This window comes from Janthinobacterium sp. FW305-128 (assembly GCF_020858135.1).
Lineage (GTDB): Bacteria > Pseudomonadota > Gammaproteobacteria > Burkholderiales > Burkholderiaceae_D > Janthinobacterium.
Map to the genome: position 1 here is coordinate 93113 of NZ_JACYMK010000005.1, position 21284 is coordinate 114396.

Sequence of the window (21284 nt, forward strand, 5' to 3'; positions counted from 1 at the left end):
GACGTCTTGATTATTTGTTGCCGATCAAAGCCGCCTTGCAGGCGGCTTGGTCAATGTCATTCCTGTCCAGCCACCATGTGTGAAATGGCGGCAATAATCGATGGCAGGGGCGGGAATGGCGATGGCATGGCGCAACGATGCCATGCGACGGTTGGCGTTGTCAATTGTCCTTTTCGAATAACTGCCGGTACTGCGCATACGGTTCCATGCCCATGCTGGCGCGGCGCTGCTCCAGGCGCTGCGGATCGTCGATGGGGAAGGGCACCGTCTTGCCGGTGCTATCCGTGCGGAACTGGCTGCCGTACAGCTGCGGCAGCTTGTCATTGCTCAAGTCGCGGTCGATCGCCAGTGCCAGCTTCGAGGGCGTGATCTCTCCCCTTGCCGCTGCTGCGCGCATCAGCACCAGGCTGCTTTTGAGGAAGGCACTGGAGCCATGCTGGGCGATCAGCCAGGCGCTGCCCGCCGCCTTGTAGCCGACCATCGTTTGCGTGGGCCAGCCCTTGCTGGCGATGATGTGCCGCAAGCGTTGCTCGCGTGCTTCATCCGTGGCCAGCATGCGCTGGCGCGTGGCCAGGTCCGGCCCCGTTGGCGGGAATCCCGCGCGCAGGGCCTGGTCTTCCTGTTCCATGGTCCGCAATTCGGCTGCCAGCGCCGCCTCGGGCACCGCGGCCGGATACAGCAGGAAGTCCAGCGCGCCCGCCGTGGCCACGCTGAAGATGAGCTTGGGTTCCGCTTCCCAGCCGGGCGATTGCAAAAGCAGTGCCAGTGTGCCGCCTTCCGGTACATCAATGCGGTAGCGGCCATTTTCGACCGTGCCATGTATCTGCGGCTCGCCGTGCATGCGCTCGGCAACGATGCTGATGGCTTGCGGCAGCGGCGGGCCGTTGCTGCGGATGGTGCCGCTCAGTTCGAAGGCGCCCGCATGGACGCTCCAGCACAGCAGGATGGCAAAGCTCAGGCGTGGCATGGGAGTCCGTTCATGCATGGTGGATGTCGAGTTTGCTCCATACATCTTGGAACGCGGTGTCATCGAGCAGCCGCGCATGCGGGTCGTCTGCCTGGAACAGGCCGCCGATCAGCATGTCCTGGATGGCACCCGTGAAACCGCCATACGGCGAGGCGCGTCCCCACTGACGGTGCGTATGGGCGAAGACGACGGCACCTTGCTGCGCGGCCAGTTGTGCCAGCGCTTGCCGCAAGGTGGCGGCCGCTTCCGGGCCCATGTCCGTGGCGATGGCGCACACCAGGCGCTGGGTGAACTGCAAGGGCTTGCCTGCCAGTCCCAGCAGCGATTCATTGGCCAGGGCCAGGAACACATCGGGCGCCTGGTCGTCCTTTTCGCAGACGGTCCAGGTGGGCGCCCATGCTTCCAGGCTCATGAAGCGCGCTTGCGTCGTGGCCGGCGTGTGCGTGCACTTCGCGTGCGATTTGGCGTCCCAGCCCAGGCGGCCAAAGGGAATCGGCTTGCCCTTGGGATTGTACTGATGGCTGCGCACGCCGGCCTTGCCCCGCGCCTGCGCCATCAGGCCGTCGAGGCTGGCGGCAAACGGCGTCCATTGCGCCGCATCCCATAGCGGTATGGCATCGGGCGCGGCCAGCAGCAGGAATACCTCGTAATCACGTGAAAAAAACGCCATGCACAGTCCTTATCGTTGCAGTTGAGATATGGCGGCCCGCTGGCTGGGGCGCAGCAGGTAGACGCCGTACAGGCACAGGGGCAGCACGGCCAGCAGGGCGATATACGGCAGGATCGATGCGCCGTCTTCGGCCGGGTGCGGCAAGGTGGCCGTCACGAGTGCGTAGTCCCACAGTCCATGTACGAGCACCATGGGCCAGATGGAGCGGGTGCGCAGGCGGATGGCCGCATAGCCGACGCCTTGCAGGGTGGCCGCGACGGCTTGCCACAGGGCGCCGCTGACGTCGCCCGTGGCCAGGCCGTTGGCCGTATGGGCCAGGCCGAACAGCGCCGAGGACATCAGGACGGCGGGCCAGACGGCGTAGCGGTCCAGCATTCCTTGCAGCAAGATGGCGCGGAACATCAGCTCTTCCGAGACGGCCACCAGCGCCGCATTGCAGGCGACGATCAGCAGCACGCGCGGTTGCGGCCAGCCGCCGGCCCAGGCCAGCAACAGCATCAGCAGCGCATACAGCAGGGGCGGCGAGGCGAGCCACACCGTTTTCCACGGCTGCGGCGCGCACAGGCCCGCTTCGCGGGGCCGGCTGGATGCCAGCAGCAGCGCCAGTGCGAACACGGCGGCCAGCGCCCACGACAGGCCGATACGGCCGGTGACGGCGGCGCCCGGCAAGGCGTAGCCGGCCGATTCCAGCCAGCGGCCGCCCATGCTCAAGCCCAGCCAGACGGACAGTGCGCCCAGGGCAAGCGGCATGGTGAGGTGGATTTTAGGGATGGACATGGTCGGCTTCGGTGTTGGCTGCGTGTTTTACTGCGTGCATGAGCGGATCATGAAGTTGCATCAATGATATGGTCGAAATATTGCCATATTACATTAAAAGCACCGTCACAAAATTGCCACTTCGTTATAGTTGCATGGAATAATAAGCATTCGTCCGTTTGCCGCCAGACTGGAGCGCCATGACTTACAGCAAGACCATCACCACCGAACGCCTGATCCTGCGCAAGCCGCAGCCATCCGATGAGGCGGCCCTGTTCGCCATGCATGCCGACCCTGAAGTGATGCGCTATTTCAGCGAGCCGCCCTGGGACGATGCCGGCCGCGCCGCGCGCCAGATCGCCGAGGACAGCGCCGCCTTCGAGAACGAAGAGTTCTTCCGCTTCGCCATCGAACTGCAGCAGACGGGCGAGTATGTGGGCAGCTGCACGCTGTTTTCCGTGCACCGACAGAACCGCCGCGCCGAGATCGGCTATGCGCTGGCGCGTCCGCACTGGGGCCGTGGCTATATGCATGAAGCGCTGTCGGCGCTGATCGAGTACGCCTTCGTCGAGCGCGACCTGAACCGCCTGGAAGCCGATATCGACCCGCTCAACGCCGGCTCGGCCAGCGCCCTCGAGCGCCAGGGTTTCAACAGGGAAGGCTTTTTGCCCGAACGCTGGATCGTTGGCGGCCACGTCAGCGATTCGGCACTGTACGGCTTGCTGCGGCGCGAATGGGAAGCGCGGCGCAAGGATGCCGCGTGAGCGGGCAAGCGATCGACGCGCTTGAACGCTGGCTGGGTGCCCCCTTGCCGGCGCATTACCTGCGTTTTTTGCAGGATGGGCAAGAGAGCATGCGCGGCGAACAGGTATTGCTGTACGGCGTGGACAGCTTACGGGAACGCAATGAAACGTATGAGACGCAGCAATTTTGCCCCGGCTACATGACCATCGGCGACGACAGCGGCGGGCGCGCCGTCATGCTGGCGCTCGATGGCGTTGACCGCGCCGTGTACCTGGTGGACCATGGCTCGATGCAGCGCGACGATTTCGAGCGGGCCGCCGATGATTTCGCCGCCTGGCTGGCCGCCGACTGCCCCGTCGATTGACTATTCCAGGAGCCAACGATGAAGCCGGCCGACTTGCCCCGTTCCACCCATCCCCTCGTGACCTTGCGCCACCTGGAACGCAGCGACGCGCCCGCCTGGTATGCCTACCTGGCCGACCCTGTCGTCGTCGAACACACGAGCTGGGACGTGCGCGGCATCGACGATTTGCAAGCCAATTTCGATGACTATGCATCGGCCCAGCCGGCTTCGCCCATGCGCCTGGCCGTCGTGCTGCGCGACGGCGGCCAACTGGTGGGCACCATCGGCTTCAATGCGATTTCTCCGCAGCACCGCACGGCCGAAATCGCCTACGACCTGGCGCCCGCCGTGTGGGGGCAGGGCGTGGCCACGTCCATCGTGAATGCCGTCGTGGACTGGGGCTTTCAGCGCCTGGGCTTGCTGCGTATCCAGGCCACCGTGCTGGAAAGCAACGAGCGTTCGCTGCGCGTGCTCGAACGCTGCGCTTTCGAGCGGGAAGGCTATCTGCGCAGCTACCGGCAAATCCGCGGAAGATCGGGCAACTTCTGGCTGTATGCGCGCCTTGCCGGTATTCCATGAGCAAAGCGCCCTTGAACATCCTGCTGGTGGAAGACCACCTGGCCATCGCGCGCCAGGTATTGGATTTCCTCGACGGTCTGGGCTGGCAGACCGATCATGCGGGCACGGGCGCGCTCGGTGTCGCGCTGGCCACGCGCAACCCCTATGACGTGGTGCTGCTGGACCTGAACCTGCCCGATATCGATGGCTTGCAGGTGTGCCGCGCCATCAAGGCCAGTGCGCCCCGCAATGTGCCGATTCTGATGCTGACGGCACGCGACTCTTATGAAGACAAGGCACGCGGCTTTCGCGACGGCGCCGACGACTATCTGACCAAGCCCTTCGACTTGCGCGAGGTGGCCTTGCGCTGCGAGGCGCTGGCGCGCCGGCAGCAGCTGCACGTGCACCAGGAAATGCGCGTGGGCCCATTCACCTTGCAGACGCGCGCAGGACGCGCCCTGTACCGTGACGCAACGCTGCCGCTGACGCAGACGGGTTTTAAAATTTTGCTGCTGCTGTGCCGAGAACATCCGCACGCCGTGTCGCGCTCGGCCTTGCTGCAAGCCCTGTGGGGCAGCCAGCCGCCGGACAGCGACGCCCTCAAATCGCATATCTATGCGCTGCGCAAGCAGCTGGAACTGGTCGGCGGGGCTGGTGCGGCGGGCGTGCTCGTGACCATCCCGCAACTGGGCTACCGCCTGGCCTTCGAGGCGGCGGCCAGCGATGGTTAGGTCAATCCGGCAGCGCCTGTTTGCGGCCCTGGCCGGCTTCACCGTCCTGCTATGCCTGTGCTACACGGGCCTGGCGCTGGTGATCGCCTACGTGACGGAAGACATGCTGGTGCAGCGCCTGCTCGAGCGCGAAGCGGCGGTGGTCAGCCAGCGTTTGCGCCAGCACGGCGAGCTTACGCCGTCTGGCAGCGACCTCATCACGGTTTATGGCCGCTACCTTGATTTGCCTCAAGCGGTGCGCGCGCAAGTGCCAGCATCTGCGCCGCGCGGGGAAGTGTTTACGACGACGGGCCAGCATTATCACGTGCTGGCGCTGGACCTCGTTGCCGCTGGCCAACCGCAGCGCGCGTATCTGCTGGCCGACGTGGCGCCCGTGCTGGTGGTGCAGCGCCTGGCGCGGGAGGTGGGCGGTGTCGTCGCCGGCATGGCCCTGGCGCTGATCGCCCTGGCCCTGCTGCTGGCGTACTGGCTGGCGCGGCGCCTCGTGCTGCCCTTGCAGAGATTGGCGCAGGAAGCGCGCCAGCTGGCGCCCGGCGGCGCCGTCCATTTCAGCGAGCGCGATCGTCCCGACGAGATCGGTTTCCTGGCGCGCCGCCTGGAAACCACGTTTGCCGAACTGCAAACGGTGTTGCGGCGCGAACAGGTATTCGCCCGCGACGTCAGCCACGAACTGCGCACGCCGCTGACCTTGATGCACAACAGCCTGGCGCTGGCCGGCGCGCAGCCTTTGACGGCAGACGGGCAGGCGCAGCTGCGCCAGGGCGTCGACGACATGCGCGCCACCATCGAGGTGCTGTTCGCGCTGGCGCGGGCCGAGCAACTGCCCGGCGACGTGATGGAGCTGCGCGCCTGCATCGAGCAATGCCTGCTGCGCCTGCTCGACGAACATCCGTGGGACGCCAGCCTGCTGGCGCTGGACTTGCCCGAGCGCCTGGAGGTCGTCGGCAATCCGCAGTTGACGATGTTGCTCATCAATAATTGCCTGGCAAATGCCCTGTTCCATGGCGGCCCCGCTTGCCGCATCCGCATCGCGTATGCGCAAGGCAGCCTGAGCATCGGCAATACTGTGCCAGCGGGGCAACCACGGCGCATCCAGGGCTTTGCGCACGGACAAAGTTTGCTGGGGCGCGTGGCGCAGGCCATGCGCTGGGAAATCCGTTTCCATCCGGGCGAGGCGCACTATCGCGTCGACATCATTCCCCTCCAGATACGATGAAAAGCAGGGAGATTTCACCGCGATTTCACCGGCTCCTGCGTAAGCTGCAAGCTCTTGATGAATGGAGAAAACCGCATGAAACTTCTTATCAGCCTGCTGGTGCTGGCGTGCACCAGCATCCCGGTTCTGGCGCAAGTGAGCAGCCTCGTCCACAATGAGGAAAAGCGCCGCTACATCGTTTATACGCCGGAGGCTTATCAAAGCCAGCCCCAACAGACCTTTCCCGTCGTCTTCAATTTCCATGGCGGCGGCATGAGCATGGCGGAACAGATGCTGTACACGCAAATGAACAAGGCGGCCGAGCGGCACCGGTTCATCGTTGTGTATCCGCAAGGTATCAAGCAGGACTGGAACGTGGGCTTCGGCATGGATTACCTGGCAGGCACCGATGATGTTGGTTTTACGCAGGCGATATTGAGCAAACTCAAGCAGGATTACCGCATCGATGACAAGCGCGTGTATGCGACGGGCCTGTCGCGCGGCGGCTTCTTTGCCCTGCGCCTGGCGGCCGAGCTGCCCCAGCAGTTCGCCGCCGTTGCCTCGGTGGGCGCGCCCATGCCGGAACCCGTGCTCCAGCATCACAAGCAGAAGGACAAGGTGGGCATGCTGCTGATACAGGGCATGGCCGACAAGGTCGTGCTGTTTGAGGGCAAGGCCGCCAGCTACCTGTCGGCCGAAGGCACGTATGATTACTGGCGCAGGCACAACGGCATCGACGGCGCCACGCCGCAGCCGCGCCTGATGCCTGGTCCTGCGGGCGACGCCACGCAAGTGAACTGGCTGGAGCAGGGCAGTGGTGAGGGCGGCGCCAAGGTGGCCTTGCTCACCGTCAAGGATGGCGGCCACACGTGGCCGGGCGCCGACGCTTTCAATGTTGGCCTGCCCATCGGCAAGACCACGCGCGCCATCGATGCAAATGAGGTGATGTGGGAATTTTTCAGCAAGCACCGGCGATAACGCTGCGGCGACGCGGGTGCCTGTGGCACACTCTTGTCATCGTGAATCTTGCACAAGGAAATGATGAACAGCCACCCCGTCGCCATCTTTTGCCGCTCGCTGGGCCAGTTGTCGGCCATGCTGGACAAGCTCGACGCCCAGCCGCAGATCCTGGCGGCGCGGCTGCACCCGGACATGCTGCCGTTCGCCCAGCAGGTGCGCGCAGCCGTAAGCTTTTCGCTGCGCGGCTGCTGCCCGCTGGCGGGGCTGGAGGTGGCCGATTTCAGCGCCGCCGCCAGCCTGCAGGAACAGATCGCGCAGACCATGCGTTATCTCCAGGACATTCCCGCAGAGAGCTTCGAGGGACCGCTTGAGCGCATCTGCCGCGACCGCGCCGGCTTTGCCGACATCGCGCTGCCGGCCGGCGAGTATTTGAATTTGTACATCCTGCCGAATTTCTACTTTCACTTCAGCATGGCGTATGCGATCGCGCGCAGCAGCGGTGCGGCCATTGGCAAGGGCGATTTCGACGGCTATCACCTGTATGCGCCGGGTTTCAGTTTTGAGCGCCCCGCCGCGCCGTAAGGCCTACAGCCCCGCTTCCTTCCAGGCAGACAGTCCCAGCCGCTTCAACAGCCGGCCCGACAGCCCGCAGCTCCAGCAGCTGATCTGGATTTGCCGGTGCCGCCCCTGGTCCGCATGCCAGGCTTGCTCGGCATAATCGAGCAGGGCGTCGCTGAGCGCAGAGGCGTCGGCTGTCGCAGGCAAGCGCGACATCAGTTCGAACACGCCGTGGGACCTCTCCTGGATCTGCAGCAAACCGGCCAGCAGGGCGCGCAGCACGGCGCCGTCGATGGAAGCGCTCGCTTGCGTGAAACGCTCCTGCCAGCATGGCTCGCGCTGCGGCCACAGGGCCAGCAGCGCGGGCACGTCGGCCGTCCGCAGCTGTCCGATCAGCTCATCCGCCTCCTGAAACAGGTCGAGGCGGTCGTATTCCTCGTCGTCGCCGCACAGCAGTTCATCGAGCTCCTGCAACACGCTCATGCCACCACGTTCACGGGAGCACCGCGTTCGAACGCTTCGATATTGCCGATCAATATGTCGGCCAGCTTTTGCATGGCCTCGCCGCTGGCCCAGGCCGTGTGCGGGGTGAGGATGAAGTTGGGTAGGCGCAAGTTCAACAGCGGGTTGTCGGGCAGCGGCGGTTCCTTCGACAGCACGTCGAAGCCGGCGCCGGCGATCACGCCACGGGTCAATGCGTCGGCCAGCGCCGCTTCATCGACGAGGCCGCCCCGCGCCGTGTTGATCAGCAGCGACGTGGGCTGCATGCGCGCCAGCTCTTGCTCTCCGATGATGTTGCGCGTCTTGTCCGTCAAGGGCAGGTGCAGACTGAGCACGTCGGAGGTGGCCAGCAGTTCATCAAAACTCACTTCCTGCACGCCGTCTTCCTCGATCGGGGAACGGTTGTGGACGATCACCTGCATGCCGAAGGCGCGTCCCAGCTGGGCCACGGACTTGCCCAGCGCGCCGTAGCCGAGCAAACCCAGGCGGCTGCCGGCCAGGTCGCGGATCGGGTGGCCGAACAGGCAGAAGCGGTCGGACTTCTGCCACAGGCCCGCTTCCACGTCCGCGCGGTAGGCGATGAGCTGGCGGCGCAGGGCCAGCATCAGGGCCAGCGTGTGTTCGGGCACGGTGGCGCGCGCATAGTCGCGGATATTCGCGACGATAATGCCCCGCGCGCGGCAGGCGGCCAGGTCGAGGATATCCGTGCCCGTGGCGGCCACGGCGATCATTTTCAGGTGGGGCAGCTGCGCCAGTTCGGCCGCGCGCAGCGGCACCTTGTTCGTGATGGCGATGGTGGCGCCTTGCAGGCGGGCTACCGTCTGCTCGCTGCCCTTGGTATGCGGATATTCTTCCCAGCTGTGGGCAAAGGCGGGCGGGCGCACGGTGGCGATCAGGCTGTCGCGGTCGAGAAAGACGATGCGGTGCGGGTGCAGGTGCAGGTGCGGTGATGTGCTTGCTGCGGTCATGGCTGGGCCTCGGTCAGGGTGGCGCGCGCGGGCAGGGTGCTCTTGCCCTTCAGTTGCGTGGCCGGGTGGTTGGTAAACATGTCGGCGACCCATTCGACGAACACGCGCACCTTGGCGGACAGGTGGCGGTTGGGCGGATAGATCACGTGGATGGGCAGCGGGTCGGATTCCCAATCGCCCAGCAATTCCACCATTTTGCCCTGTTCCAGCAGCGGCGCAAGCATGAAATGCGTCATTTGCACGATGCCCAGGCCCGCCAGGCCGGCCGCCGCGTAGGCGTTCGAGTCGTTCAAGGCAATATGGCTGGGCATGGACATCTGGATGCGTTCGCCGGCGCGCGTGAAATCCCATTCGAAGGTCTTGCCCGTCTTGGCGGAGAAGAAATTCACGCCCCGGTGCTGCGCCAGGTCGTTCGGGTGCAACGGCGTGCCATAGCGCGCCAGGTAGCCGGGCGCGGCGCAGGTGATGAAATGCAGCACGCCGACCCGGCGCGCGATCAGGTTCAAATCGCCCAGTTCGCCGCCGCGCACGGCGCAGTCGACGCCTTCCTCGATCAGGTCGACGGGGCGGTCGCTGCAGCCGAGTTCCAGCGATATATCGGGGTAGCGGGCGAAGAAGTCGGGCAGGGCAGGGATGATCAGTTCGCTGGCCAGGGCCGTGGGCGCGTCCACGCGCAGCCGTCCGCTGGGACTCAATCGCGTGCGCGACAGCGATTCCTCGGCTTCGCGCACGTCCGACAGGATGCGCACGCAGCGTTCGTAATACGCGGCGCCGTCGGAGGTGATGCTGACGTGGCGCGTGGTACGGTTGAGCAACTTGACCGACAGGCTCGCTTCCAGCGACTGGATCAAGGTCGACACGGTGGCTTTGGGCAACTGCATGTTTTCCGCCGCGCGCGTAAAACCGCCCGCATCGACGACTTGGATGAAAACTTCCATGGCTTGCAGCTTGTTCACTTGATTTCCTATCACTTTCTTCGTGATTATTCAGAATCCTGAACAATCAATTCGGCATTGCACTCTTTATCAGATTGTAGATCAAGTCTATAGTTGTTGTACTGCAGCATAAATGTGATGCCGCAGGAAGTACAACAGGAGAAACATCATGGGTCATCGGAATGGAATCTTTGCAGTGCTCGCTCTCGCTATGAGCTCGCTTGCTTTGGCCGCGATGGTATCGACGGATGCCTACTCGCTGGCGGCGCAAAGCGAAGCGAGCGCTTATAGCGCCCTGACCCATGAAGTGGGCGGCATCGCCCTGTTGTGCCTGAACGACGCGGTACGCGATGTGGCCGTGCAGCCGGTGGTGGCGCAATGAGCATTGCCGACACCACGGCCGAACTGGCACCTGGCCAGGCGCTGAAGATACGCGACATCCAGGTGCAGGGCGCGCAGGATGCGCTCGGCGCGCGCGTCTATACGGCCGGCGTGCCGGGCGCCAAGCAGCCGAACCTGATGGTCTTCTTCCATGGCGGCGGCTTTGTGGCCGGCGACCTGGACGACGCGGACGACTTCCTGCGCTGCCTCGTGCTGAGCAACCCCGACCACGTGGTGCTGGCCGCGAACTACACGCTGGCGAAGGTGCGGCCATTCCCCGCCGCCGTCGAAGATGCGCATGCCGTGCTGCTGTGGGCGAAAAAGAACAAGTCCAAGCTGGGCTGGACGGGCAAGCAGATGGTGGTGTCGGGCATCGAGGCGGGCGCCAACCTGGCCGCCGTGTGCGCCATGATGTCGCGCGACCGGGGCGGGCCGCCCCTCGCGGGCCAGGTGCTGATCATGCCCATGCTCGACCCCGGCCTGTCGACCTGCTCGATGCGCTCCTTGCCGACCTGTCCGGACCTGGCCGAAGTGGCCGACCAGTGCGCCGCCGCCTACCGCGGCTACCTGCCGAATGCCGCTGACCGTACCCATCCGTACGCGTCGCCATTGCAGTCGAGCCGCCTGAAGAACCTGCCGCCAGCCTTGATCTTGTCCAGCGAAGATGACCCATTGCGCGACGAGGCTGAACAATACGGCAGTAAATTGATCGCCTGCGGCATCAAGACCACCGTGCGGCGCATGGCCGCCGCGCCGCTGCAAGACGCGACCGCCCGTAATGAATGCGCCTGCAAGGTGCAGGTATTGAGCGAAATTAGCAGTTTCGTCGCCGGACTGGGGCAGGAGCCCGAGTCATAAAGCCGCCATCTGCGGCACTGCAAAAAAACTTACACTAATCAGTTTACTTTTTGAGTTTCGGTTGCTACACTACGCAGTGTAGTTCCCTTCCTGTCTGCGTTGTGCGTTCGCACAGCCAGCTTCGTCGTCCCCGTCCGCTTTCAAGCAGCTGGCGGCCTGTTTACCTTTGATCGAGCGCCGTCGGGCGCCATGGCACCACCATTCACTTTTTCAGCTGGGTTGCTTCCTGCCGCCCATATCATTAGAAATTTTCATAAAACAGGGAAATAAAATGAAAAACGTTCAACAATTTTCCACCTTAGGTACACTCATCAAGCCCCTGGCGGCCTCGCTCGCGCTGGCGGGACTGGTGGCCGTGAGCCTGGCCGGCTGCGATTCGGCCAATAGCAAGGTGCCCGACGCGCCAGCGGCCGGCGGCCCGCCCATCTCGGCCGCCGCCGTCGTTGAAAAACAGATCACGGAAACGCAGGAATTCTCGGGCCGCCTGGAAGCGATCGAGCGTGTGGAAATCCGCTCGAGAGTCGGCGGCTTCATCACGGCCGTCAACTTCAAGCCGGGCAGCGAAGTGAAGAAGGGCGATGTGCTGTTCGTCATCGATCCGCGTCCATTCCAGGCTGAAGTATCGCGCGCCGAAGGCACGGCCGCCTCGGCCCGCGCCAAGGCGGAACTGGCCAAGCTGGAACTGTCGCGCGCTGAAAAGCTGCTGGCCGAAAAAGCCATCGCCCAGCGCGAATTCGACGAAAAGGCCTCGGGCCTGAAAGAGCTGGACGCGAATGTCCGCTCGGCGCAAGCCGCGTATGAAGCGGCCAGGCTGAACCTGTCGTACACGCAGGTGCAGGCGCCGATCAGCGGCCGCGTCAGCAAGGCCGAAATCACCGTCGGCAACCTGATCGACGCTTCCGCCATTTTGACGTCGGTGGTGTCGACGGACCGCATCTACGCCAGCTTCGACGGCGATGAAGATACCTACCTGCGCGTGGCCGGCACGGCGCAAAAGGGCACGCCCGTCACCGTCAAGGTGGGCCTGGCCAATGAAACGGGCTTCCCGCACGAAGGCAAGCTGGAATTCGTCGACAACCAGCTCGACCCGGCCACGGGCAGCGTGCGCATGCGCGCCACCTTCGCCAACGCCGAGCGCCAGCTGGTACCGGGCCTGTTCGCACGCATCCAGCTCGATGGCGGCAACGGCCCGCACGCGCAAAGCACGGCACTGCTGATCTCCGACCGCGCGGTCGGCACGGATCAAAGCCGCAAATACGTCTACGTGGTGGGCGCCGACAACAAGGCCGAATACCGCGCCGTCAAGCTGGGCCCGACCTCGGACGGCTTGCGCGTGGTGCGCGAAGGCTTGAAAGCGGGCGAAAAAATCGTCGTCAACGGCTTGCAGCGCGTGCGCCCCGGCGCGCCCGTGACGCCGCAGATGGTGGCGATGGATTTCGACCCGACCGCGCCCGTCGCTCCCGCAAAACCTGAAGTAAAAGACGCCAAGATCGCCGCGAAAGCAGCATCGACTTCCAAGGAATAAACATGAATTTTTCCCGCTTTTTCATCGACAAGCCGATTTTCGCGGCGGTGCTGTCGATCGTCATATTCGTGGCCGGGCTGCTGTCGATATTCGGCCTGCCCATCTCCGAATATCCCGACGTCGTGCCGCCATCGGTGGTGGTGCGCGCGCAATACCCGGGCGCCAATCCGAAAGTGATCGCCGAAACCGTGGCCGCGCCGCTCGAAGAGCAGATCAACGGCGTCGAGAACATGCTCTACATGTCCTCACAAAACACGTCCGACGGCGCGATGATGCTGACCGTGACCTTCAAGATCGGCACCAACGTCGAGCAGGCCGAGACGCAGGTGCAGAACCGCGTGCAGCGCGCCTTGCCGCGCCTGCCCGAGGAAGTGCGCCAGATCGGCGTGACGACCGTCAAGTCCTCGCCCAACCTGACCATGGTGGTGCATCTGGTGTCGCCCAACAAGCGCTATGACGATATGTACCTGCGTAACTACGCGGTGCTGAACGTCAAGGATCAACTGGCCCGTTTGCCCGGCATGGGCGACATCCAGATCTTCGGCGCCGGCGACTATGCGATGCGCATCTGGCTCGACCCGCAAAAGGTGGCGGCGCGCGGCATGACGGCCAATGACGTCGTCGACGCGATCCGCGAGCAGAACGTGCAGGTGGCTGCCGGCGTGATCGGCGCCTCGCCAGCGAAGAACTCGGACTTCCAGCTGACCGTCAACACGCAGGGTCGCCTGCAGACGCCCGAGGAATTCGGCGCCATCATCGTGCGCACCAATGCCGACGGCGCCGTGACGCACCTGAAGGACGTGGCGCGCGTGGAAATGGGCGCAAACAGCTACTCGCTGCGTTCGCTGCTGAACAACAATCCTGCCGTCGGCATGGGTATTTTCGAAGCGCCGAACGCCAACGCGCTGCAATTGTCTTCCGACGTGCGCGCCAAGATGGACGAACTGAAAAAAGACTTCCCGCAAGGCGTGGAATACCGCATCGAGTACGACCCCACGCAGTTCGTGCGTTCGTCCATCGAAGCCGTAATCCACACACTGCTGGAAGCCATCGCCCTGGTGGTGCTGGTGGTGATCATCTTCCTGCAAACCTGGCGCGCATCGATCATTCCGCTCTTGGCCGTTCCCGTGTCGATCGTCGGCACCTTTGCCGTGATGCTGGGCTTTGGCTTCTCGATCAACACCCTGTCGCTGTTCGGCCTCGTGCTGGCCATCGGTATCGTCGTCGATGACGCCATCGTCGTCGTGGAAAACGTCGAGCGCAACATCGAGGAAGGCTTGTCGCCGCGCGACGCCACCATCCAGGCCATGAAAGAGGTGAGCGGTCCCATCGTCGCCATCGCCCTGGTGCTGTGCGCCGTGTTCGTGCCGATCGCCTTCGTGCCCGGCCTGTCGGGCGAGTTTTACCGCCAGTTCGCGCTGACGATCGCCATTTCGACCGTGATCTCCGCTTTCAGCTCGCTGACCCTGGCACCAGCCCTGTCGGCCGCTCTCCTGAAACCGCACGATGCGCCGAAAGACGCGCTGACGCGCGGCATGGACATGGTCTTCGGCCGCTTCTTCGCCTGGTTCAACCGCTTCTTCGGCCGCGCCTCGCACCGCTATGAAGCGGGCGTGAAGGGTGTATTGGGCCGCAAGAGCGCCTCGCTGGGCGTGTATGCGCTGCTGGTCGTTGCCGCCATCTTCACCTTCAAGTCCGTGCCGGCCGGCTTCGTGCCGGCGCAGGACAAGCAATACCTGGTGGGCTTTGCGCAATTGCCCGACGCCGCTTCGCTGGACCGCACGGAAGATGTCGTGCGCCGCATGTCCGACGTCATCAAGTCGGTGCCCGGCGTCGAATCGACCATCGCCTTCCCCGGCCTGTCGATCAACGACTTCACCAATGCGCCGAACGCCGGCATCGTCTTCGCCACCCTGAAGCCGTTCGACGAGCGTACGACCAAGGAGCTGTCCGGTGGCGCCATCGCGGCCGAGATCAACAAGCGCCTGGGCGGTATCCAGGACGCCTTCATCATGGTCTTCCCGCCGCCGCCCGTCAACGGCCTCGGTACCATCGGCGGCTTCAAGATGATGATCGAAGACCGCGGCAACCTCGGTTACGACGCGCTGTACAACGCCACCCAGGCACTGGCCGCGAAAGCGTACCAGACGCCGGAACTGGCGGGCGTGTTCTCGGGTTACCAGATCAACGTGCCGCAGCTGTTCGCCGACGTCGACCGCGTGAAAGCCAAGCAGATGGGCGTGCAGCTGCAAACGATCTACCAGACCTTGCAGATCAACCTCGGTTCGCTGTACGTGAATGACTTCAACCAGTTTGGCCGCACCTACCAGGTGCGCGTGCAGGCCGATGCGGCATTCCGTTCGCATGCGCAGGACATCGCGCAGCTGAAGGTACGCAATGACAAGGGCGAGATGATCCCGCTGTCGTCGCTGATGCGCGTCAAGGACAGCTATGGTCCTGACCGCGTGCAGCGCTACAACGCGTATGCAGCAGCCGATTTCAACGGCGGCGCAGCCCCTGGCGTATCGAGCGGCCAGGCGCAAGTCGCGCTGGAACGCATCGCCAAGGAAGTGTTGCCGCAAGGGATTTCGTATGAGTGGACGGAGCTGACCTACCAGGACATCTTGTCCGGCAATACGATGATCTATGTCTTCCCGCTGTGCGTGCTGCTGGTGTTCCTGGTGCTCGCTGCCCAGTATGAAAGCTGGACCCTGCCGCTGGCCGTGATCCTGATCGTGCCGATGTCGATCCTCTGCGCGCTGTTGGGCGTCAAATTGACCGGCGGCGACAACAATGTGTTCACCCAGATCGCGCTGTTCGTGCTGGTGGGGCTGGCATCAAAAAATGCCATCCTGATCGTGGAATTTGCCCGCGAACTGGAAGAGCATGGCCGCACCGTCGTGCAAGCGGCGCTGGAAGCGTGCCGTCTGCGTCTGCGTCCGATCCTGATGACGTCGATCGCCTTCATCATGGGCGTGGTGCCACTGGTGTTCTCGCACGGCGCCGGTTCGGAAATGCGCCATGCGATGGGCGTGGCGGTCTTCGCCGGCATGCTGGGCGTGACCTTCTTCGGCCTGTTCCTGACGCCCGTGTTCTACGTACTGCTGCGCACCCTGGCGCAGCGTTTTGAGAAAAAACCAGCCGCCGCTGCCGCCAAGCCTGTCGCCGCGCCAGCGCTGGACCTGGAAGGAGATATATATTGAAAACCAATGCAATCATCCGGCGCGCGGCGCCCGTCTTGAGCGCCATGGCCGCCGCAGTTCTGCTGGCCGCCTGCGCGGCGCCCGAGTTCAAGCAGCCGCAGATCGAGACGCCGGCGGCGTTCAAGGAAGCACAAACCTTGCCTGCCGTGCAGACGGCAGCCGACGGCACGCGCTGGAAGCAGGGCGTGCCGGCCGAGCGCCAGGCGCGCGGCGAGTGGTGGCTGGCGTTCAATGATCCGGCTTTGACTGGCCTGATCAACGAGGCCACGCAGGCGAACGCCAACCTGGCGGTCGCCGCCGCCCGCGTCAAGCAGGCGAGGGCGATTGCCGGCATCGCCGAAGCGGACCGCATTCCGCAAGTGGGCGTGAACGTGGGCGGCCAGCGCAACCGCGCTTCCGCCGTGTCGCTCGGCTTGCCGAACGGCGCGCCGGTGGCGGCGACCAACGTCTACCAGGCCAACCTGACGGCCAGCTACGAAGTCGATCTGTTCGGCAGGGTGGCATCGAACGTCAGCGCCTCGCGCAGCGATGCGCTGGCCGTGGAAGCGACTTACCGCTCGGTGCTGCTATCGCTGCAGGCCGACGTGGCGCAAACCTACTTCCAGCTGCGCGCCACGGACGCCGAACTGGCGACCCTGGAACAGACGGTGCGCCTGCGCGAGGAGAGCGTGCATGTGAACCAGCGCCGCTACGACCTGGGTGACATCGGCGAATTCGACCTGTCCCGTGCCCGCACGGAGCTGTCGACCGTGCGCGCCGAAGCCATCGGCCTGCAGCGCCAGCGCGCCACCAGCGAGCATGCGCTGGCCGTCCTGCTGGGCAAACCTGCCGCCAGCTTCACGGCGGGCGTCAACCCGCTGCAGGACAGCGGCTTCCTGCCCGTGATCCCGGCCGGCATGCCATCGTCCTTGCTGGAACGCCGTCCCGACATCGCGTCGGCGCAGCGCACCATGGAAGCGTCGAATGCGCGCATCGGCGTGGCCAAGTCGGCCATGTTCCCCGCCTTGAGCCTGAACGCTTCCGGAGGCGGCGCGTCCGATACCTTCTCGGACATCTTCAAGTGGAGCAGCCGCTCCTGGCTGCTGGGCGCCCTGATGTCGATGCCGATCATCGACGGTGGCCGCAACAAGGCGGCCGTGAGCCGCAGCGAAGCGCAGCTGGAAGAATCGGTGGCGACGTATCGCCAGAGCGTGCTGGTGGCCTTCGCCGAGGTGGAAGACAACCTGGCCGGCCTGCGCATCCTGTCGGGCCAGACGCAGCAGATCGACGAAGCCGTCGTCTCGGCGCGCCGCTCGGCCGACCTGGCGCAAAAGCTGTACGACGCGGGCCGTTCCAGCTACCTGGACCTGCTCGATGCGCAGCGCAACCTGGCGGCCATCGAGCGCAATGCCGTGCAGCTGCGCGGCAACCGCGCCGTCACCACGGTGGCGCTGATACGCGCCCTGGGCGGCGGCTGGGGCGAGACGGAGCCGCAGGTCGCGGCCAACTAGTATCCCGGCGATAAGCCAGCCAAGAACGGCGTCGTGCATTGCACGGCGCCGTTTTTTTATGGTTGGCGCAGGTGGGCTCAGCGCTGTAGGTCGGCTTAGCGCGCAGCGCGTAAGCCGACAACACCCGCGCCCTCAATCCAGACAAGACCAGCAAAATCAGTTGAATCCGTTTGCGGACAGGCCGCGTAAATACTCCTGCAATCACGCAAACGCAGTCATTCAGGAGATATCATCATGCGCACCATCGTTCCCGCAGCACTGTTCATTACGTCCATGCTGGCCGCCAGCGCCCCCTTTGCCGCCGATATGACGACCATGGTCGGTGGCCAGAGCATGTATCCGTCCAGGGATATCGTCGACAACGCCGTCAATTCGGCCGACCACACGACCCTGGTCGCCGCCGTCAAGGCGGCCGGCCTGGTCGACACCCTGAAAGGCAAGGGACCGTTCACCGTGTTCGCGCCGACGAATGCGGCCTTCGGCAAGCTGCCGGCCGGCACCGTCGACACCCTGGTCAAGCCGGAAAACAAGGCGACCCTGACGAAAATCCTCACCTACCACGTGGTGCCCGGCAAATACGACTTCAAGGCGCTGGCCAGGGAAATCAAGATGCATGACGGTAAAGCCACCTTGCCCACGGCCAGCGGGGGCAAGCTGATGTTCGCCATGAACGGCATGCACAACATCGTGGTGATGGATGAAGGCGGCAACAGCGCCAACATCAGCACCTATGACGTGTACCAGTCGAATGGCGTGATCAATGTCATCGACACGGTGCTGATGCCACAATAAGCGGACGAAAAAAAAGACAGGGAAAACCCTGTCTTTTTGCTTGCTGCGGCCGTGATTACTTGGCTGGCGCTGCTGCTGGTGCGGAAGCTGCTGGTGCGGCCGGAGTTGCTGGCGTTGCTGGTGCCGCTTTCTTCGCCTTGTGATGCTTGGCTTTCTTGTGCGTCGCTGGCTTGACGGCTGCTGCCGGTGCTTCAGCCTTGACGACAGGGGCGACGACAGGAATCGGTGCCACTGGAGCGACTGGCGCGACGGCTGGCGTCTGGGCGAAAGCGGCGGTGGCGAACAGGCTGGCGATCAGGGTGGCGATAACTTTTTTCATGATGAGATCCTTGGTGTTTTTTCGGGTGAATGCAGTGGGAAGAAATTACTTCGCTGGAGCCGCTTCAGCGGTGGCCGATGCCAGCTTTTCGTCAGCCTTGGCCTTGGTTTTCTTGGCTTTGTGGTGGGCTTTGGCCTTGGTGGTGGCCGCTTCCGCTTTGGCGCTGGCGACGTCCGTCTTGGCGGCGACGACGGCTTTCGCTTCTTTCGCGTCCGCTTTGACGACCGTTTGCGCTTCCTTGGCATCGGCTTTTACGACGGCCTTGGTGTGGGCCGCTTCCACTTTGGCGGGAACCGAGGCTGCCGGGGTGGCTGCAGGAGCTGCAGGCGTCTGGGCAAAGGCAGCGGTTGCGAACAGGCCGGCGATCAGGGTAGCGATTACGTTTTTCATGGTGCAGTCCTCAGTGGTGGTTTGTCTGGTAAGTCTGTTGGTGCCGGGATGATTCCCGTGTCACTGAGCATAAAACGCGGCCCCGGACGCTTGCGTTGACGGTCATTACAAACGCTTACATCTGCGTGGCATCGGCTTTCAGGATGGCTTTCAGGATGTCTTCCGAACGGCGCTGCCCATGCGCCTTGCCGTAGGCGCTGGATGCCACGCTCACCACCATGCGGCGCGTGGGAATCACATAGATCTTGTTGCCGCCATTGCCCGAGGCGAAATACACGGCGATTTTTTGTCCTCCGATCTCCTGCGTCTTCGCGTACCAGAAATAGCCATAGCTGTCGGCGTAGCGGTCGACGGCGCCGATGGCCACGCGTGGCGCCAGCACCGCGTGCAGCCAGGCGGCGTCGATGACCCTCTTGCCGCCAACTACGCCATCGTCGAGCACCATCTGGCCGATCTTTGCCGTGTCGCGCGCCCGCAGCGACAGATTGCCCTGTCCCTTCGGATGGTTGGCCACGTCGCGGCCCCAGCTCCAGCGCGTGATGCCCAGCGGCGCGAACAAGACCTTGGCGGCGTAGTCTTCCAGGTCGGCGCCGCTGGCGTTTTCCACCACCCTGCCGGCGATGTATGACCCCAATGAGTTATAGCGGTAGGCGCTGCCCGGCTTTGTTGCGGCCGGCACGCCGCGCACGAAGGCGGCGGGGTCGGGCGCCGCATCGAGCTTGTCTTCATTGCCGGGCGACTGTTCGTCTTCATCGAAGGCGGCCAGGCCCGAACGCATGGTCAGCACGTCGTCGAGGACGACCTTGCCCGCCGGGCTGCCGGCCACTTCGGGCCAGTAGTCGCCCACGGTTTTTGTCGTCGCCAGCTGGCCGCGCGCCACGGCCGCACCGGCCAGCAGGGCGGTGATGCTCTTGCCGGCCGAGCGGATGTCGTGCAGGGTATCGGCCGTCTCGCCGTTGTAATAGCGTTCGGCGACGATGGCGCCGTCGCGCAGTACGACGACGGCGCGCAGGTCGCCATGGCTGTCGCGGTCCTGGGCTTGCAGGACTTGCGCGATGGCGGCGGGGGCGCTGTCCTGCGCCAGGGCGGCGCAGGACAGGAGGAGGGTAGTCAGCAAGGACAAGGACAGGCGGCGCATGGACAGCTTTCGTGGCGATGGTCGGATTGCCAGTGTCGCCCAGTTGCGCCGTTTTGTGGCGTTTTACTGCGCCTGCTTGCTGAAGTTCGCATGCAGCGGCGCCGGCGCCTTGCCGGTCTGCGCCGCGCGGGCACGGCGCTTTCTCAGCCAGATGATCAGGCCCGTTGCGCTCAGCATGGCCACCACCAGGCCCATGGCGGAAATCAGGATGCGCCCGGGCAGGCCCAGGATGCGGCCCGAATGCAGGGGGAATTGCGCCTGCAGGAAGATGTCGCCCGCGCTGCCCGTGCCGGGCACCACGCCGCCGGCCGGCTTGCCGTCGCGCCCGTCGAAGTACAGCCACGCATTGCCCAGGCCACCGTCGCCATGGTCGTTGTCCGCCGCGAAGAAACCGACGCCATACAGGCCGTAGGCGGAAGAATAGAACACGCCGCCGGCCGGCAGCGTCCAGCCCCGTCTTGCCGCTTCCGTCTTCGCCAGCGCCACCGCCTCTTCGCGCGTCAGCAGCGGCTCGATGGGGTTCCCGGGGGGCTGCGGCGTGCGGCTGTCGAAGGCGTTCGGGCTGAGCGTGGACAACTTCGCGACCAGGGGACGCATCACCTGGGTTTGCAGATTCATCGACACGGACGTGACGGCCAGCACCAGCAGCAGCAACCAGACCCACACGCCGCCCGAGCGGTGCAGGTCGAAGTTCAGCCTGTGGCCCCCTTCGCGCCAGCGGAAGGCCAGCGACTTGCGCCAGCTGCGCCAGTTTGGAAACGACAGGTACAGGGCGATGCCGCAGTCAAGGACCCACACGATGCCGATGATGCCCATGAACCACACGCCCAGTTCGATGCCCCAGCCATCGGGAATGTGCATGGTGTAGTGCAGTTTATACAGGAAGGGCAGCAGGTTTTCGCGCGTCAGCGAGACCGCGCCCCACTGGCGCGTGCCCTGGATGGCGCCCGTGGCCGGGTCGACGGCCACCTGGTTGAAGCCCGGTTCAAACGGCTTGCCGGTGGCCGGGTCGGGCCGGCCTTCCACCGCGATCAGCGCCGTGTGGCCAGGCTCGATCGCCGTGAGCGCGTAGTTCACGCGCAGGCGCCGGTCCTGCGCCTCGAGCTGGCGCGCCAGCTCCAGTCCCGATCTTTCGGGGCCGGCATCGGCGGCGCTTGCGGCGCGGAACAGCTGCGGATTGAGCCAGGCATCGAGCTCGTGATCCCACGAGATCACGGCGCCCGTCAGGCCGGAAATGAACAGGAAGAGCGCCACCGCCAGGCCGAACCAGCGGTGCAGAACAACCATGGGAGGACGCAGTCG

The 21284-nt window shown here is 64.5% G+C and carries 23 protein-coding genes; 13 read left to right on the forward strand and 10 right to left on the reverse strand.

The annotated features are described in order from the left end of the window. Window positions 1-160: 160 nt before the first annotated feature. Genes IGS60_RS12315 through IGS60_RS12325 form a run of 3 tightly spaced genes read right to left on the reverse strand, consistent with a single transcriptional unit; the run spans window position 161 to window position 2414 of the window. Window positions 161-967 carry a DUF6624 domain-containing protein gene (locus tag IGS60_RS12315; RefSeq protein ID WP_230504632.1) on the reverse strand — a complete coding sequence of 269 codons (807 nt, stop codon included), beginning with the start codon at window positions 965-967 and terminating at the stop codon, window positions 161-163. Between the two features lie 10 nt (window positions 968-977). Next, window positions 978-1637, reverse strand: a complete 660-nt coding sequence (locus IGS60_RS12320) for a hypothetical protein (protein ID WP_230504634.1) — start codon at window positions 1635-1637, stop codon at window positions 978-980. Window positions 1638-1646: 9 nt separating this feature from the next. Beyond that, window positions 1647-2414 carry a CPBP family intramembrane glutamic endopeptidase gene (locus IGS60_RS12325; protein ID WP_230504636.1) on the reverse strand — a complete coding sequence of 256 codons (768 nt, stop codon included), beginning with the start codon at window positions 2412-2414 and terminating at the stop codon, window positions 1647-1649. A 179-nt stretch (window positions 2415-2593) separates the two neighbouring features. On the opposite strand from IGS60_RS12325, the gene IGS60_RS12330 reads away from it, so the two are divergent. From IGS60_RS12330 to IGS60_RS12360, 7 genes are all read left to right on the forward strand, one after another. Then, a complete protein-coding gene (locus IGS60_RS12330) occupies window positions 2594-3157 on the forward strand; it encodes a GNAT family N-acetyltransferase (protein ID WP_070313431.1) in 564 nt (187 codons plus the stop codon). Then, window positions 3154-3501 carry an SMI1/KNR4 family protein gene (locus IGS60_RS12335; RefSeq protein WP_175444700.1) on the forward strand — a complete coding sequence of 116 codons (348 nt, stop codon included), beginning with the start codon at window positions 3154-3156 and terminating at the stop codon, window positions 3499-3501. Before IGS60_RS12330 ends, IGS60_RS12335 begins: the two co-directional genes overlap by 4 nt. Window positions 3502-3519: 18 nt before the next feature. After that, window positions 3520-4059, forward strand: coding sequence for a GNAT family N-acetyltransferase (locus IGS60_RS12340; RefSeq protein ID WP_230504638.1), 540 nt, complete (start codon window positions 3520-3522; stop codon window positions 4057-4059). Beyond that, on the forward strand, window positions 4056-4769 hold the full coding sequence (locus IGS60_RS12345; RefSeq protein WP_230504640.1) for a response regulator transcription factor: 714 nt from the start codon (window positions 4056-4058) through the stop codon (window positions 4767-4769). The genes IGS60_RS12340 and IGS60_RS12345 overlap by 4 nt, the downstream gene beginning before the upstream one ends. After that, a complete protein-coding gene (locus IGS60_RS12350; protein WP_230504642.1) occupies window positions 4762-5985 on the forward strand; it encodes a HAMP domain-containing sensor histidine kinase in 1224 nt (407 codons plus the stop codon). The genes IGS60_RS12345 and IGS60_RS12350 overlap by 8 nt, the downstream gene beginning before the upstream one ends. Window positions 5986-6060: 75 nt before the next feature. Then, window positions 6061-6942 carry a PHB depolymerase family esterase gene (locus IGS60_RS12355; RefSeq protein WP_230504644.1) on the forward strand — a complete coding sequence of 294 codons (882 nt, stop codon included), beginning with the start codon at window positions 6061-6063 and terminating at the stop codon, window positions 6940-6942. Between the two features lie 60 nt (window positions 6943-7002). Beyond that, window positions 7003-7506, forward strand: a complete 504-nt coding sequence (locus IGS60_RS12360; RefSeq protein WP_230504646.1) for a DUF1993 domain-containing protein — start codon at window positions 7003-7005, stop codon at window positions 7504-7506. Window positions 7507-7509: 3 nt separating this feature from the next. Here the strand turns inward: IGS60_RS12360 and IGS60_RS12365 are convergent, their stop codons facing one another. From IGS60_RS12365 to IGS60_RS12375, 3 genes are read right to left on the reverse strand one after another with little or no spacing between them, the layout of a single operon-like run. Then, complete coding sequence (locus tag IGS60_RS12365; RefSeq protein ID WP_070219495.1) at window positions 7510-7965, reverse strand: hypothetical protein; 456 nt, start codon at window positions 7963-7965, stop codon at window positions 7510-7512. Continuing rightward, a complete protein-coding gene (locus IGS60_RS12370) occupies window positions 7962-8951 on the reverse strand; it encodes a D-2-hydroxyacid dehydrogenase (protein WP_230504648.1) in 990 nt (329 codons plus the stop codon). Before IGS60_RS12370 ends, IGS60_RS12365 begins: the two co-directional genes overlap by 4 nt. Further along, window positions 8948-9907 carry a LysR family transcriptional regulator gene (locus tag IGS60_RS12375; protein ID WP_230504650.1) on the reverse strand — a complete coding sequence of 320 codons (960 nt, stop codon included), beginning with the start codon at window positions 9905-9907 and terminating at the stop codon, window positions 8948-8950. The genes IGS60_RS12370 and IGS60_RS12375 overlap by 4 nt, the downstream gene beginning before the upstream one ends. Before the next feature lie 175 nt (window positions 9908-10082). Here IGS60_RS12375 and IGS60_RS12380 point away from each other — a divergent pair, with 175 nt between their 5' ends. The 6 genes from IGS60_RS12380 to IGS60_RS12405 all read left to right on the forward strand — a co-directional run bounded on the left by IGS60_RS12380 (window position 10083) and on the right by IGS60_RS12405 (window position 18135). Further along, window positions 10083-10268, forward strand: a complete 186-nt coding sequence (locus tag IGS60_RS12380) for a hypothetical protein (RefSeq protein ID WP_230504652.1) — start codon at window positions 10083-10085, stop codon at window positions 10266-10268. Further along, window positions 10265-11125, forward strand: coding sequence for an alpha/beta hydrolase (locus IGS60_RS12385; RefSeq protein ID WP_230504654.1), 861 nt, complete (start codon window positions 10265-10267; stop codon window positions 11123-11125). The genes IGS60_RS12380 and IGS60_RS12385 overlap by 4 nt, the downstream gene beginning before the upstream one ends. A gap of 271 nt (window positions 11126-11396) precedes the next feature. Then, window positions 11397-12650, forward strand: a complete 1254-nt coding sequence (locus IGS60_RS12390) for an efflux RND transporter periplasmic adaptor subunit (protein ID WP_230504656.1) — start codon at window positions 11397-11399, stop codon at window positions 12648-12650. A gap of 2 nt (window positions 12651-12652) precedes the next feature. Further along, window positions 12653-15853 (forward strand): efflux RND transporter permease subunit, encoded by a 3201-nt coding sequence (locus tag IGS60_RS12395; RefSeq protein WP_070219500.1) that lies wholly within the window; start codon window positions 12653-12655, stop codon window positions 15851-15853. A gap of 44 nt (window positions 15854-15897) precedes the next feature. Next, window positions 15898-17343, forward strand: coding sequence for an efflux transporter outer membrane subunit (locus IGS60_RS12400; protein WP_070219510.1), 1446 nt, complete (start codon window positions 15898-15900; stop codon window positions 17341-17343). A 234-nt stretch (window positions 17344-17577) separates the two neighbouring features. Next, the gene (locus tag IGS60_RS12405; protein WP_230504658.1) at window positions 17578-18135 is read left to right on the forward strand and encodes a fasciclin domain-containing protein; all 558 of its coding nucleotides are present in this window, start codon (window positions 17578-17580) and stop codon (window positions 18133-18135) included. A gap of 55 nt (window positions 18136-18190) precedes the next feature. Here IGS60_RS12405 and IGS60_RS12410 read toward each other — a convergent pair whose 3' ends face one another. The 4 genes from IGS60_RS12410 to IGS60_RS12425 form a co-directional block, all read right to left on the reverse strand. Then, a complete protein-coding gene (locus IGS60_RS12410) occupies window positions 18191-18454 on the reverse strand; it encodes a hypothetical protein (RefSeq protein WP_230504660.1) in 264 nt (87 codons plus the stop codon). Window positions 18455-18499: 45 nt separating this feature from the next. Further along, the gene (locus tag IGS60_RS12415) at window positions 18500-18844 is read right to left on the reverse strand and encodes a hypothetical protein (RefSeq protein ID WP_230504663.1); all 345 of its coding nucleotides are present in this window, start codon (window positions 18842-18844) and stop codon (window positions 18500-18502) included. A gap of 115 nt (window positions 18845-18959) precedes the next feature. Then, the gene (locus tag IGS60_RS12420; protein ID WP_230504665.1) at window positions 18960-19982 is read right to left on the reverse strand and encodes a serine hydrolase; all 1023 of its coding nucleotides are present in this window, start codon (window positions 19980-19982) and stop codon (window positions 18960-18962) included. Window positions 19983-20045: 63 nt separating this feature from the next. Further along, complete coding sequence (locus IGS60_RS12425) at window positions 20046-21281, reverse strand: PepSY domain-containing protein (RefSeq protein WP_230504952.1); 1236 nt, start codon at window positions 21279-21281, stop codon at window positions 20046-20048. Between the last annotated feature and the right edge of the window lie 3 nt (window positions 21282-21284).

Bases quoted from the DNA above. Each gene is read 5' to 3' on its own strand.
- IGS60_RS12315 (WP_230504632.1), bottom strand. From the start codon at position 967: ATGCCACGCCTGAGCTTTGCCATCCTGCTGTGCTGGAGCGTCCATGCG.
- IGS60_RS12320 (WP_230504634.1), bottom strand. From the start codon at position 1,637: ATGGCGTTTTTTTCACGTGATTACGAGGTATTCCTGCTGCTGGCCGCG.
- IGS60_RS12325 (WP_230504636.1), bottom strand. From the start codon at position 2,414: ATGTCCATCCCTAAAATCCACCTCACCATGCCGCTTGCCCTGGGCGCA.
- IGS60_RS12330 (WP_070313431.1), top strand. From the start codon at position 2,594: ATGACTTACAGCAAGACCATCACCACCGAACGCCTGATCCTGCGCAAG.
- IGS60_RS12340 (WP_230504638.1), top strand. From the start codon at position 3,520: ATGAAGCCGGCCGACTTGCCCCGTTCCACCCATCCCCTCGTGACCTTG.
- IGS60_RS12345 (WP_230504640.1), top strand. From the start codon at position 4,056: ATGAGCAAAGCGCCCTTGAACATCCTGCTGGTGGAAGACCACCTGGCC.
- IGS60_RS12350 (WP_230504642.1), top strand. From the start codon at position 4,762: ATGGTTAGGTCAATCCGGCAGCGCCTGTTTGCGGCCCTGGCCGGCTTC.
- IGS60_RS12355 (WP_230504644.1), top strand. From the start codon at position 6,061: ATGAAACTTCTTATCAGCCTGCTGGTGCTGGCGTGCACCAGCATCCCG.
- IGS60_RS12360 (WP_230504646.1), top strand. From the start codon at position 7,003: ATGATGAACAGCCACCCCGTCGCCATCTTTTGCCGCTCGCTGGGCCAG.
- IGS60_RS12365 (WP_070219495.1), bottom strand. From the start codon at position 7,965: ATGAGCGTGTTGCAGGAGCTCGATGAACTGCTGTGCGGCGACGACGAG.
- IGS60_RS12370 (WP_230504648.1), bottom strand. From the start codon at position 8,951: ATGACCGCAGCAAGCACATCACCGCACCTGCACCTGCACCCGCACCGC.
- IGS60_RS12385 (WP_230504654.1), top strand. From the start codon at position 10,265: ATGAGCATTGCCGACACCACGGCCGAACTGGCACCTGGCCAGGCGCTG.
- IGS60_RS12390 (WP_230504656.1), top strand. From the start codon at position 11,397: ATGAAAAACGTTCAACAATTTTCCACCTTAGGTACACTCATCAAGCCC.
- IGS60_RS12395 (WP_070219500.1), top strand. From the start codon at position 12,653: ATGAATTTTTCCCGCTTTTTCATCGACAAGCCGATTTTCGCGGCGGTG.
- IGS60_RS12400 (WP_070219510.1), top strand. From the start codon at position 15,898: ATGGCCGCCGCAGTTCTGCTGGCCGCCTGCGCGGCGCCCGAGTTCAAG.
- IGS60_RS12405 (WP_230504658.1), top strand. From the start codon at position 17,578: ATGCGCACCATCGTTCCCGCAGCACTGTTCATTACGTCCATGCTGGCC.
- IGS60_RS12410 (WP_230504660.1), bottom strand. From the start codon at position 18,454: ATGAAAAAAGTTATCGCCACCCTGATCGCCAGCCTGTTCGCCACCGCC.
- IGS60_RS12415 (WP_230504663.1), bottom strand. From the start codon at position 18,844: ATGAAAAACGTAATCGCTACCCTGATCGCCGGCCTGTTCGCAACCGCT.
- IGS60_RS12420 (WP_230504665.1), bottom strand. From the start codon at position 19,982: ATGCGCCGCCTGTCCTTGTCCTTGCTGACTACCCTCCTCCTGTCCTGC.